Raw genomic sequence first — 12,502 nt, forward strand, 5'->3', positions numbered from 1 at the left:
TTTCTCACACTTAATACAACAAATATTTTTTTCTTACATCCTTAAAATCCTGAAGTTCTTGATCGTATCGAGAAACGATTTCATCTACAGTACGCCCTGATTCAATATACTCTCGAACCCATCCGTTTCCGGTTAATAGGTCGAAGAAAGAAATGCCTCTACTGTCTTCTGCTCTGAATGCAAAGTCATTCGGATAAAGATCATGAATAGCTTTCACAAGCGTGATTCCAGTTAATACAGGTTGAAATAACTTTTCATCTTTTACGTGAATCTCTACTCCATGAGATAGCTTTCCTGCATGCTTAGATGAAGCAGGAATGAAAGAGGCAGCTCTAAATGTAACACCAGGCAAAGCTTCCTTGTTCAGTTTCTCAGCTAATTGATCTCCGTTAATAAATGGAGCACCGATCAACTCAAAAGGCTTAGTCGTTCCTCGACCTTCCGACACATTCGTTCCTTCAATCAATGCACTTCCTGGATAAACAAGTGCCGTATCCTTTGTTGGCATGTTAGGAGAAGGCAACACCCATTCAAGCCCACTGTCTTCATAGCTCCAGGATCTCTTCCATCCTTTCATTTCAACCACTTTTAAATCAGCATCAATATCAAACTCTTTGTTGAATAATTTCGCCAGTTCTCCTACAGTCATTCCATGTTTCAATGGAATAGGATAAAGACCAACAAATGAAGAATAAGCAGGATCTAATACTGGCCCTTCTACTTCTTTGCCTCCTAGTGGATTCGGACGATCTAGTACGACAAATGGTATATTGTTCTCTTCTGCAGCTTCCATCGCATAAGCCATCGTGTAAATATACGTATAAAAACGAGTACCTACATCTTGAATATCAAAAACCAAAACATCAATTCCTTCAAGCATCTCAGGGGTTGGTTTTTTTGTTGCTCCATACAAGCTATAGACCGGCAGACCCGTTTTTGGATCATTGTAGAATTCAACATATTCTCCAGCTTGAGCACTTCCCCTTACTCCGTGTTCAGGTCCATACAAAGCTTTTAGCTCTATATCGGGGTGGTTGTATAAAACATCCACGATGCTATTCAAGTTACGATCTACTCCAGTCGGGTTCGTGATTAATCCTACCTTTTTACCCTTTAACACCCTCATATCATGATTCAACAATTGTTCTAGTCCGGTCTTAAATCTTTTCTTATGATCAAAACCATTCTGATTCGAAGCTTGAGCACCTGGCAACATAAAAGAAAACAACATCAATATCGTTAAAAAAATTCCCCATTTTCTCATTGTTTATTCTCCCCCTATTAGTAGCTTTCGCCATGACCAAACGGATATAGAATCTGTTCTAAACCATCTTCATAGATCGTAACTGGCAGCTTGCCTGAAGGATCATTCATTCCAAAAATCGTTTCTGCTGCCGCTCTAAAGCTAGCATCTCTGAAGCTATATTGTGCAAGATAAGCTGAAACTTCAGGAAACGCCATAATATCATACGGATTTCTAATACCTACAGCAGTTGTTTTACCCGGTGCTGCATCAATAACTTGGTTGACCATCTGCATCTGTGGAGACGACGGTAGTCGCCCAGAAACGGTAGACGTATGAGTTCCTAGCACAACAAGATCGGCATCTTTTACTTTTTGCAGTTGTTCAGCACTTAAAGGTTTATCTGCTTTGATCAACTCTACCGATGAGTGGTGAGCAGCTAACGCTTGTTGAAGGTTTTCGATATAGGTATTACCAATAACAACTACAGAATCGACTTCGTTTTTGTTAACAGGTAAAAGGTTTTCGTTCTTTACAAGTGTTATTGATTTTTTTGCTACCTCATTCTCTAAAGCCTTATGCTCTTGTTTGCCAACAACTTCTTCTGCGTGTTCAATTTTCTCTTCTATTGGTGTTTCGCTTACTTGTTTGTAAATCCCGCGATTCGCTTTTAACGTCAATAGACGATCAACCGATTGATTCAATCTTTTTTCTGTAATTTCACCATTATCCACTGCCTCATACAGTCCATTTGCGACTTCTTCTAATCCCACTGGCATGAGTACGATATCTGTTCCAGCATTTACTGCACGAATAGCAGTATCAACTGGACCAAAGTGATCTACTATAGCTTTCATATTTAGTGCATCTGTAGAAATAACGCCTTTAAAGCCCATTTCTTTTCGCACCAAATTCGTTAATACTTCATAGGACAATGTGGCTGGAAGATTGATTTTTGTTCCATCTTTTTTAGAAATAACAGTTGTTGGATCAATCTTAGGAAATGTAACGTGAGCTGTTAATATGGCATCAATATTGTTATTGATCGCTTGCTGGAAAGGATATAGCTCAACTTCTAGGAGTCTCTCCTTTTCATGAGGAACAGAAGGCAGACCCAAATGAGAATCTACTGCTGTGTCTCCATGACCTGGGAAGTGCTTAGCCGTTGCAGCCATACCTGAATCTTGCAATCCTTTAATATAGGCCGTTCCTAAATCAGCTACTAACTGTGGATCTTCACCAAATGAACGAACACCAATAACAGGGTTGTCAGGATTGTTATTTACATCTAAAGCCGGTGCTAAGTTCATATTAATTCCTAGTGAATGAAGCTCTGAACCGATAGCATGTCCGACAGATTCCGCCATCTCCGTTGATCTTGTGGCACCAAGCGCCATATTTCCTGGGAAATCGGTACCACTCTGCAAACGTGTCACAATTCCACCTTCTTGGTCGATTGATACCAATAAACCATAATCTTCATTTGCTTTTTTATATTCATCTACTAACCTTACTGTCTGCTCTGTCGTTACTACATTTTCCCTAAATAGAATAACGCCACCAAGGTGATATTTTTTTACAAGTTCTCTAATCTCATCGTTCATTTCCGTTACAGGTTGCCCTTTCCAATTACGGAAATCTGGCATCAACATTTGTCCTATCTTTTCTTTGACAGTCATAGACTTTATCGCTTTTGTGATCACGTCATATTTAGGATTTTTTTGTTTTAAAAATTCAGCCTTTCCGTGTTTAACACGGATTCCGATTTTGTCGAGCGATTTACCATCTGTTACTATAATCATTGTTGTACCATTCTTACCGCTTAAACTTACAAGACCATCATGGTTCACTGAAGCTACTTTTTTATTCAGTGACTTCCATATTAAATGCTTTGTCACTTCTACATACGTTCCATCTTTACTTGTTAACAATGCTGCTAGATCTACTGTATCCCCGTTAATTTCCTTATCTAGTTGGGGCATATTTTGAGCGATCATTAAGCCTTCATTTCTTTTATGTTTGGCTGAAACACCTTCAGCCTTCCCAACTCCAGCAAACATAGGAACGATCAATAGGGCAATCAAAAGAACATACCGAATGTTTATTGATGTTTTCATATTACTAACCTCCTTAAAATTTGGTAGCGCTTTCTTTCTTTGTCACTTTTCGGTAGAAAAAAAGCAGTTCCTGTCGTAAGAGGACAAAACAGAACTTAAGTCCTTTAAGCTACTAGGACTAGTTGTCTATACCAGTTTTATTAAAAATACTTTTAAGGTAAAAAAGACTTATATCCTTGTGTGAGATTGTCCTTTCAGAGGAGAATTAGGATGTTTAAGTGGTTTAAATTTTAGATGACATTTTTCAAATGATCATAAGTAGTTATATATCTTAATTATTATTTGAAGTTTAGAAAGAGGGTATGCAGATTTATCCAAAAATCACTTGCTCCATTTTCAGAATAATTATATACTTTTTTATGTCAGTATTTTTTGGGGGCTTAGCTCAGCTGGGAGAGCGTTTGGCTGGCAGCCAAAAGGTCAGCGGTTCGATCCCGCTAGTCTCCACCATACATAAACGTTAAAAACCCTTGATATACAAGGGTTTTTCTTTTTTGTTTAATTTTCTTTTTTAACAACGATATACCTCTTGTCGCCGAATTGTCGCCGAAATCAATTTTTCCAATCAAAAAACCACCTATAATGGTGGTTATTTTTAACTTGACATGTAAACGCTTATTGGACAAAATGAATATCTTTCATAATCAGGTTGGTTAAAGTTTTTATTTGGATGAACTAAATGATGATAATCAACAAATAGTGGAACTAAATGATTATTTGTATAATCATGAATTGCAAAAAGTCTAATATTTTGCGTTACTCCAAACTGCCAAAGAGAAGGACCTGCAGTTTTTTCAGTTCTAAACTGATGGCCGTGAATTTGCTCTGTAATTGCAAGCACTAAATCAATTTTCTCATTATCTACTTGATGACAGTGCCTCCATGATCCTCTACCTGGAGTACGAATAATCTCAAGCCAATTTTGTTGAATATTAGGAATAAGTTTATGAAAAATTTCAGTTAAATACGCAGCATACATTGATTCATCACTTAATTTATTTGTAAATCTCCCTTGAGAAACACCCATTAGCCAATTTTTATTAGAGAAATCAAAAGTTAAAGGGGAATCTGACTGGTTAGGTTCAGTTCCCCTTTGAAGAGCTTTTTTAGGTGATGGTCCAGAATCTTTTTTTATTCTCTTTCGACTTTTTCCCTTTACCATGAGCTAGACAAACTCCACTCGTTGAATATAATAGTTAAAAATATCTTCATCTTTTAATTCTACATTACATCTCTCTAAAGCAGAATAACCATTTCTTGCGTTAATCCATGGATCCTCTTGATGAGTAATTGATTCTAATTCATTACCGGTATAATGACCATAATCTTCCCAAACTTCTTCCAGAATTCCCTCAATATCATCTGAAAATGTAGTTAAAGGACCTTCAAACTTAGGAATTTCTTGATAACCATATTCCCTAAATTGATCATATACTTCCCTTAGAACTGGTCCATGTACCCACGCTTCGAACTTTTCATTAAATAGTTTATTCTCTAACTCTGATACATCGTCATTTTCCATAGTTAGTGTCCAAGAGTATGCATAGTATAAAATTTTTTGAAGTTTTTTCGGAGTCATTGATTCTTTAGCAAGGAACCAGTTAACGACATCTTGCAAATTATATGCCATTTAGTTTCCCCCCTCATATGTAATTCAAGTTAAACCGTATATATCACCTTTATACCTATTTCCCCGGATTTATACACGGATAATCGTATAAGTACATAATAAATCATATTATAACCAAAATAAACATAAATAATCGAAAGCGCTTACAAAAAATGAAAAAATAAAGCCCCTCCATAAAGTGGAGAGGGCAAGATTAATAAATGCTGCTATATTCCAACTGCAAGGGTACCCAAACTTTTTAAAATTTTGATAAATATTGGAGACATCTGTACAAGTAAGTAAACGATTGATACTTTACCTATACCCTCCCAAATTTCTCCCTGATCTTTAAAGAAGCCACAGAATATTTTCCATACGATCATAGCTGAAGCGACAGGGAATGAAATTGCAATCATTAGATCGATAAGAGGATCGAATAAATGAGCAAATGCACTTATGACATCCCCCATTACCTTATCTGTTACTGCATTTACTGGTACCGCTGCAGTTGTCGATGAAACTGCTAGCACCTGACCGCATTGATTAATGGATTCCGCTGCAAATGCTTTTGGTGCAAAAATGAGCGGAACCAGTGCACCAGTAGCAACTGCTTTATATTTGCTATAATCCTTCACTTTCAGTTCCGAAAAATTGTGTTTTCTCTGCATAAATTCTGAAATTGTTCCAACTCTTTCAATTTTCTTATGTCTGAACATGATGAACAACTCCCCTATTTAATATCGTCAATCGTGAACACGTTGGACGGAATTTCCCGGCATAGTTCCAGTAACTTCTTTTGTCGATAATCGTTTGTAGTCACCCATAACAGCAGAGGGAAGTAACCGTAATCTTCGTGATTTTGGAAAATTTTACTTTCATACAACTTCTTATACTTTTCGATTTTCTTCTTGTTGGCCGTCATGGTTGCATTGTTATCCACTTCAAGAAAGTGCCACTTTCCACTTTGCTTAAACGCTGCATCACAAACAATCTGACCACCAATCTTCTGTTCAATCTTCCATTCGTTAGGGCAATGCGCAAAGATGTAGAACTGGTTCCTCATAATAAAGTGTTGCACTTGAGGCGTTTTCTTGCGGATCCGTTCACACCCGACCATTTCACGCCCTTCTTTGGAAAGATAGTAGATTGTTTCTTTTCCTTCTTTTATTGCTGAAAGATATTGTTTCATATCAGAAAGAACTCTATTGGTGTTCCTTGAACTACTTAGTGAATGTAATATCATTATCTGATCGCGGTTAAGAAAGTGGAGTGTTTTCAAAGAGAGCAAAATCCCCTGTTGCCGTTGGTTCATCTTCTAGAACCTCCTGTCTTGGTTTTATATTCACCTGGATGACTCCCTCCATTTCCCTATCATTCAACCATGGGGTTTGTAAGGTGAATTTATTCGCTCCGTTTTTATAAATTGCCCTTCCACGAATAACCGGAAGACATTCAGCACCAGGACTATCCAACACAACCATTGAAGCGCTAGTGCCATCTACCCTATAGCAAAGCCTTGCATCACAGTTTCTTTTAACCTGTATTGGCACAACATCCGCTGTAGGGTGCTGAGTAGCTACAATTATTCTTATTCCTTGTGCCCTGCCTAAACGGGCAATATTAGATAGTAGATATTCACATTCTTCTTTGAATTTCTTTGTTTCTTTATCCACTTCTTTATGGCTGGCCAGTTCTCCGATCTCATCAATGATAATAAAGTGGCGTTCTTGTATACCTGCTTCAATCACGTTTCTTGCTTTTTTCTCTTTTAAAGTTGTTAGTATACGTTTCATTTCCACTACAACAGCATTAAGTGCGTCTTTTGCCTCTAATGGTTGTTCCGCATAACCTACAACCTGTTTGCAATCCTTGAAACGGCTAAACTCCACACCGCCTTTCAAATCGATCAATGTAAGCTTCACGTTTTCCGGCTGAGTGATTAGTAGATGACCAATCAACATATCTAAAAATGAAGATTTTCCTCCGCCGACAGCTCCGCCTACAAGCATGTTATAAATTTGATCAAAGTCATGAAAGATTGTTTCGGTTCGTGTTGCTCCTATCGGAACCTTCCAGTCGCTGCTTTGTAGAAGATCAATGTCTGAATAAAGTTTCTTATCCGGCATGGGCTGGTTGAAGATCTTGATTTTTAACATTCCGTCATAGGACATTTCAACCTCTTTTTGATGAGCCTTTTCAAGTTTAATGATGTTTTTAATATCCATTTGTTTAACCGCCTTCCAATCAATTGTTTTTGTTCGTTTCTTGGTATTTAATCCATCCTGAATGGCGTGCATCTTGTTTTGATAATCCTCAAAGGATCGTCCTAGGGGAATCCTGAAAACCAGTTCCCGCCCCCAACTTCTCTTTCTATTGCGTACCAGCTGCGCCGTCAAAATCTTATCTCCCTCCTTTACATTCAATCCAGTGTTTGAAAAGATCCGCTGTATTTTTTGCCCTTCATTCATTCCCATGCTGCCTCCACCTGACCCTTTTGTTTTGGCATAAACGGCAATCGAACCAAATAGAAGGGAAGAAGCAATTTCAAAGAACATGAGCAACAACTCCTTTTTACATTTTTGAAAGAACGCAGCACCACCGTTTTAGGTATTCTTCAGAGAGAATAAGTTAAGCAATCGAGAACATTTTAAATTGACACTAAAACGGTTAACGATGCATATAGACAAGTTTCTCGATTACTATGACAAGTGGGTAATTTATCAAGAAGTTTGTTCGCGAATAGTAAAGGATATGGGTGCTGAGCTTGTCACTTGCCTGTACATAAAAAGATAAATTTAAAGGACAAGTATTTTTTTTGAAGAATTGAGTAAGTAGGAGGGTGATGGGAATGCATTTGGAGTGTATTTTAAATAAATTGCTTAAGGAAAACGGAATTAAGCAAAGATTCATTGCTCAAAAGGCAAGTATTAGCGAAGGTACTCTGAGTTTAATTATTCGGGGCAAAACACTCCCAACTTTACCAGTTGCATTTAAAATTGCTGAAATAGTTGGGAAGCCTATAGAGGAAATATGGATAAAAAAAGAACCCACCGAATAAAAAGTGGGTTCTTAATATGCATATTCAAATTTAATTGTAAGTCTTTCGCGATCTTCTTCTGAAACTGCTTTAATCACTTTTAATGTTCTGGTCCTTCCTTCTTCCCACTGAATATAACCAGCTGATTTCAATATTAGTAAATGCCTATGAACTGTACTTTTTGACTTATGACCGGATACCGTAAGGATTTCTTCTATAGAAGGAGCATAGTTTCTACGCCTAATGTTCGTAACGATCGCATCAAATACGTTAAGTTGTGCCCTGGTTATTCTTTTCATCTTCAGTCCCCTTTAGCCTGCAGCCTTTTTGTAGTTAACGGATAGTATATTATCTAACTTAAACACTCGTTGAGTTTTTCTCAGATGACAGTAGGCTTTTAATGTTGTTTCATTTATAGCTTTGATCGAAACGGTGCGTTGACTAACTTGGCCATTATTAGAGATGTACATAATTTCAACAGGTATCTTATTCAAATGACATCTTGATAAGAAGCTTTTCATACTGTCATCCTCCCTTTGTTCCAATTATACCGAACGTTTGTTCTAAAATCTAGTACAAATCGAACGTATATTCGTATATAATTATTTCCAAAAGGGGTGTTTATATGAGATATGGCATTATGTTTACGGTAAAAGGTAAGACAGAAAGCAGAAAAGTAACAGTTATGGATTTCCACAAGACGAGGATGATTACATTTAACACGGATGAAATCGAAGGTGATGAGATGGAAGAGGATCTGAAAAATTACATGAGAGAACAGCTGAAAAAGGTTAACACTGGATATTGGGATTATACTGGTAAACATAAAAACTATTAACGGTTGCAAAATTTTATGTTTTTGGGTAAAATGGTTGCAAAGAGGAAAAGGGAGAGATGGATGTTTGAAAAATGATGTATTAGTTCCTATTAATTGTATTGACTTTATCAACCAAGAGGTCCCATTACATACAAGAGCAAAATTAGTGCCAATAATAAAAGAAAGCTACCTCCTTGTTAATGATTCGATAAAAAATTCACCATTTCTAAATTGGGAAATAGGACTTAGACACTCTGGATACCTCCGCCCTATAGCAATTCAATTTCTAATTAAAAGAGCTGTCGATCAGGGACAGGTCAATATTCGCACCCGTATTGGAACTAACTCTAAAAAAACTTCAAAACATCTAGAACTTGTTACTGATAACGCCGTTATTACAATAAGCCAAGTTATGAGTTCTAAAAAAATTGCCCGACCAGCCTTTTTTAGAAAATATTATCAGAATGCTGATCAACTTTTATTTAATTTTGAAAATAAAGATGAGAAAGTTTCAGATCAACCTATTCATCTACTACTAACTCATGGTTACGGTGGGTTAACACCTAGATTTATTAATTTGGGTATACCAAATAAGAATGGAAGCTGGATAGATCGCATTAATTTAATGAATGAGCCTCATGTTATTACAACCCCAGAGAGTGATAGAATCAAAGAAGAAGTAATAACCGAGGAGAAATTAGTAAGCTTTAAAAAATTTGTGCAAGGAGTGCAAGAAAGTGGAACTTAACAAAGCGAAATTTTCCAGCTTTGTTCCTGAAAGATTAAAAGAAGGTCGCGAGGCCAGAGGTTTGACACTTATGGAACTAGCAGAATTTTTGGAAATATCACATCAAGCAGTGTCGAAATATGAAAAAGGAAAGAATGTTCCTACATCTGAAATTCTAGAAAAAATAACAAATGCTTTAGAACTACCATTATCTTTCTTCTTAAAGCCAACTTCTTCCTTAACTGAAGAGGTTGTTTTTTTCAGAAGTCGTGCAGCAGCAACTGTAAAATCAAAAAAAATTCATTCTTACAGAATTAATTGGTTATCTGATATCCATAAGTATCTAGAGGAAATATTAGATTTCCCTAAACTTACTTTACCCCGATATATTGACGATAATAAATATAGTCCTATTAATTTTGAAGAAATAGATGAATTAGCAATGGATTTAAGAAAGAGATGGGGTTTAGGTAATGGACCCATTTCAAATGTACTTCTCCTTCTAGAGAAGCAAGGTATTATTATCTCTAAGACTAATTTATCTGACATTAAAATTGATGCATGTTCCAAATGGAAAAGATTAGAGCGCCCTTATATACTATTAGGGAATCAAACTAGTTCTGCTTGTAGAACTAGATTTGATTTAGCACATGAACTTGGGCATCTGGTTTTGCATGCCAATTTAGATAAAAGTGAGTTTAATAAGAAAGATAATTATACCCAAATTGAAAAAGAGGCAAATCGATTTGCTTCTGCATTTTTATTGCCAGAACCAACATTTGCTCAAGAGGTATACTCAAACTCTCTTGAACATTTTATCAGCCTGAAAGAAAGATGGAATGTTTCAATAGCAGCCATGCTGTATAGAGCCGAACAATTAGATATTCTTAGTGAATATCAAGTACAGTATTTACGAAAAAAAATGGCTTATAATAATATGAGAACAAAAGAACCTCTAGACGATGTATTACCTCTTGAAAAACCCGCTGCTTTGAGACAAGCGATAGAGCTAATAATCGAGAATAATGTAAAAACAAAGCAAGATTTAATTTATGAAATTGGTTTCCTAAGAGAAGAGATTGAGGAATTGGCTAACTTAGATCCCTTCTTTTTGTTAGAAGAAAAAGAAAATACAAATGTAGTTAAATTAACGTTTAAATAAACAAAGCCCCTCTCCTAAGAGAAGGGCTTTTACTTATCGTTCGTCTAATTCTTCTTTTAATGGTTCTTTCCTTTGCAAGGATCGCTGACTATCTCCTATTCCTTCAACAGTTGGATCTTGGACGATGCCAAGGAAAGACAAGTAAACTAAGACTGTGTTGCCAATTCCAAGCAGCACTTTCACCCACAGGTCAACAAGAGTCAAATCAACGGGAATAACTCCCAGTGTAAATAATCCTGCAATGATAGCTTGAACAAGAATAGCAGTTTGAGATAAAAGACTGGCTACCCAAATTTTATTTTTAAAACGAATTTTCCAGTTTATCATCACATTTCCCCCCTAAAATAATTTATTCCATGTTGCCGGGCCTACGATTCCGTCTTGCTTAAGTTTCTTTCTCTTCTGATAAGCTTTAACAGCAGCTTCAGTTTTTGGCCCAAAAATACCGTCGGCTTCTACGCCCACGGCTCGTTGAACTCTTTTTATGTTTTCTTTATCCTTGGACCCCTTTTTAATTAAATGACCGGGATAAGGAACTATTGATTTTGGCGGTTTTTCAACGTTAACTTTTTCCGCCTTTTTTGCTGGTAATGTAAGTTTGGCAAAGGTCTTTGGTCCAGCTACCCCATCTACTGAAAGCTTACTATTCTTTTGAAAATCTCTTACTGCAGCTTCAGTTGCTATTCCAAAAATACCATCTACCTTTAAACCATAAGAACCTACATCATTTAATCTGATTTGAAGATTTTTTACGTCTTCTCCTCTTGCGCCATATTCAAGAAGTTTTCTTGTTGCTGGCAAAGTAGGTTGTTCTATTACCACTTTAACAGGATCGTTAATCGTTTTACGCGGTCCTGCATCTGCAGGCAGTACGATCAAACGCTTATTATCATTGTTAAAGTTATGCGTGACTACTCCATATTGCTTAGATGCGATTTGGCCGCGCAAAGAGTCCATATCGAGTGCCGGGCATTGTTTCCAAGCGTAATCCGGATATTCTTGATGTCCCCAAACCCCTTGGGCATCTTTTACATTTGGCAATATTTTAATTAACAGCTCAAGTAAACCATATGCACTTGCTAGTTGCTCAGCTGTAGGCGGGTTATAACGGAAGTCCCCAACAAAACATATTCCTAATGAAGTACGGTTACTACTTCCAACGTGAGGAGTCTTGACAGCAAGATCAGCCGCCCACTGGATAGTTCCATCCTTAAGAATTACAAAAGCATAGCCCATTCTGGACCATCCGAGCGTTCCGATATGATAATTGGCGAATGCGTGTGCATCACCTTCTTCTGTTAAGCTATGATGTAGTGCAATGGAGGTAATGTCATTTAAAGATCGATACTCTGTAAGGATAGTTTTGTTTACTCGAATAGACTTTCTAATATCCTGGACTGGTAAATTCCCGAAATCAATTTGCATTTTAGATCCTCCTATTTTGAAAAGACATTAAAAACGATTGCAATACTGCCACCTATAACCCCTGTGCTTAATGTCGCGATAATGGCACCAGTGATTGTTCTTTTTAACCACTTAGTATTATCGTGAATTTCGGCAAGAGTCTTATTTAACGTGGAGATTTGTTGATCATGATTTGAAGTGACTATTTTCAAATTAGTCACCTCATTCTGCAATGCTTTAATGTCACTCTTCATTTCTATAATCTCTTTTTCCGTATACTCCACTGTAGGCGCCTCCATCCTAGACCTCCTTTTCCCCATATAAAAAATCCACCTCATTGAGATGGATTTGAATGATTTTTTTATATTAAGTTTTTAAGTTGATCA

General features: G+C 36.8%; 16 protein-coding genes and 1 tRNA gene. 5 read left to right on the plus strand and 12 right to left on the minus strand.

All coding sequences use genetic code 11. From position 1 onward, the window contains the following. Nucleotides 1–10: 10 nt before the first annotated feature. Complete coding sequence (locus HU823_RS16775) at nucleotides 11–1,264, minus strand: exo-beta-N-acetylmuramidase NamZ family protein (RefSeq protein WP_197222739.1); 1,254 nt, start codon at nucleotides 1,262–1,264, stop codon at nucleotides 11–13. Nucleotides 1,265–1,281: 17 nt separating this feature from the next. Further along, on the minus strand, nucleotides 1,282–3,360 hold the full coding sequence (gene nagZ, locus HU823_RS16780; protein WP_197222740.1) for a beta-N-acetylhexosaminidase: 2,079 nt from the start codon (nucleotides 3,358–3,360) through the stop codon (nucleotides 1,282–1,284). A 374-nt stretch (nucleotides 3,361–3,734) separates the two neighbouring features. On the opposite strand from nagZ, the gene HU823_RS16785 reads away from it, so the two are divergent. Next, nucleotides 3,735–3,810, plus strand: a tRNA-Ala gene (locus HU823_RS16785). 145 nt (nucleotides 3,811–3,955) lie between these two features. Here the strand turns inward: HU823_RS16785 and HU823_RS16790 are convergent. The 5 genes from HU823_RS16790 to HU823_RS16810 all read right to left on the minus strand — a co-directional run bounded on the left by HU823_RS16790 (nucleotide 3,956) and on the right by HU823_RS16810 (nucleotide 7,524). Continuing rightward, a complete protein-coding gene (locus tag HU823_RS16790) occupies nucleotides 3,956–4,522 on the minus strand; it encodes a hypothetical protein (protein ID WP_197222741.1) in 567 nt (188 codons plus the stop codon). 3 nt (nucleotides 4,523–4,525) lie between these two features. Further along, complete coding sequence (locus HU823_RS16795; RefSeq protein WP_197222742.1) at nucleotides 4,526–4,990, minus strand: Panacea domain-containing protein; 465 nt, start codon at nucleotides 4,988–4,990, stop codon at nucleotides 4,526–4,528. 206 nt (nucleotides 4,991–5,196) lie between these two features. Then, on the minus strand, nucleotides 5,197–5,685 hold the full coding sequence (locus HU823_RS16800) for a hypothetical protein (RefSeq protein ID WP_197222743.1): 489 nt from the start codon (nucleotides 5,683–5,685) through the stop codon (nucleotides 5,197–5,199). 14 nt (nucleotides 5,686–5,699) lie between these two features. Continuing rightward, on the minus strand, nucleotides 5,700–6,281 hold the full coding sequence (locus HU823_RS16805) for a replication-relaxation family protein (protein WP_197222744.1): 582 nt from the start codon (nucleotides 6,279–6,281) through the stop codon (nucleotides 5,700–5,702). Beyond that, entirely contained in the window at nucleotides 6,226–7,524 is a 1,299-nt protein-coding gene (locus HU823_RS16810; protein WP_197222745.1) for an FtsK/SpoIIIE domain-containing protein, read from the minus strand. Before HU823_RS16810 ends, HU823_RS16805 begins: the two co-directional genes overlap by 56 nt. Before the next feature lie 293 nt (nucleotides 7,525–7,817). On the opposite strand from HU823_RS16810, the gene HU823_RS16815 reads away from it, so the two are divergent. Beyond that, entirely contained in the window at nucleotides 7,818–8,027 is a 210-nt protein-coding gene (locus HU823_RS16815) for a helix-turn-helix transcriptional regulator (protein ID WP_231607512.1), read from the plus strand. Nucleotides 8,028–8,038: 11 nt separating this feature from the next. On the opposite strand, the gene HU823_RS16820 is transcribed toward HU823_RS16815, so the two are convergent. Further along, nucleotides 8,039–8,305 (minus strand): transcriptional regulator, encoded by a 267-nt coding sequence (locus tag HU823_RS16820; RefSeq protein WP_197222746.1) that lies wholly within the window; start codon nucleotides 8,303–8,305, stop codon nucleotides 8,039–8,041. Between the two features lie 12 nt (nucleotides 8,306–8,317). Then, nucleotides 8,318–8,527 carry a hypothetical protein gene (locus tag HU823_RS16825; RefSeq protein WP_197222747.1) on the minus strand — a complete coding sequence of 70 codons (210 nt, stop codon included), beginning with the start codon at nucleotides 8,525–8,527 and terminating at the stop codon, nucleotides 8,318–8,320. A gap of 104 nt (nucleotides 8,528–8,631) precedes the next feature. Here HU823_RS16825 and HU823_RS16830 point away from each other — a divergent pair, with 104 nt between their 5' ends. From HU823_RS16830 to HU823_RS16840, 3 genes are all read left to right on the plus strand, one after another. Continuing rightward, the gene (locus HU823_RS16830) at nucleotides 8,632–8,844 is read left to right on the plus strand and encodes a hypothetical protein (protein WP_197222748.1); all 213 of its coding nucleotides are present in this window, start codon (nucleotides 8,632–8,634) and stop codon (nucleotides 8,842–8,844) included. Nucleotides 8,845–8,908: 64 nt separating this feature from the next. Further along, nucleotides 8,909–9,571: a hypothetical protein gene (locus tag HU823_RS16835; RefSeq protein WP_197222749.1), complete on the plus strand. Its 663-nt coding sequence runs from the start codon at nucleotides 8,909–8,911 to the stop codon at nucleotides 9,569–9,571. After that, a complete protein-coding gene (locus HU823_RS16840; protein ID WP_197222750.1) occupies nucleotides 9,561–10,712 on the plus strand; it encodes a helix-turn-helix domain-containing protein in 1,152 nt (383 codons plus the stop codon). Before HU823_RS16835 ends, HU823_RS16840 begins: the two co-directional genes overlap by 11 nt. A gap of 33 nt (nucleotides 10,713–10,745) precedes the next feature. On the opposite strand, the gene HU823_RS16845 is transcribed toward HU823_RS16840, so the two are convergent. The 3 genes from HU823_RS16845 to HU823_RS16855 are packed head-to-tail and all read right to left on the minus strand — an operon-like array spanning nucleotide 10,746 to nucleotide 12,415. Next, a complete protein-coding gene (locus HU823_RS16845) occupies nucleotides 10,746–11,039 on the minus strand; it encodes a phage holin (protein ID WP_197222751.1) in 294 nt (97 codons plus the stop codon). A gap of 12 nt (nucleotides 11,040–11,051) precedes the next feature. Further along, a complete protein-coding gene (locus HU823_RS16850) occupies nucleotides 11,052–12,137 on the minus strand; it encodes a peptidoglycan recognition protein family protein (protein WP_197222752.1) in 1,086 nt (361 codons plus the stop codon). Between the two features lie 11 nt (nucleotides 12,138–12,148). Next, nucleotides 12,149–12,415, minus strand: a complete 267-nt coding sequence (locus tag HU823_RS16855; protein WP_231607514.1) for a hemolysin XhlA family protein — start codon at nucleotides 12,413–12,415, stop codon at nucleotides 12,149–12,151. Between the last annotated feature and the right edge of the window lie 87 nt (nucleotides 12,416–12,502).

The sequence above is a fragment of the Fictibacillus sp. 18YEL24 genome (assembly GCF_015903855.1).
Lineage (GTDB): Bacteria > Bacillota > Bacilli > Bacillales > Fictibacillaceae > Fictibacillus > Fictibacillus phosphorivorans_C.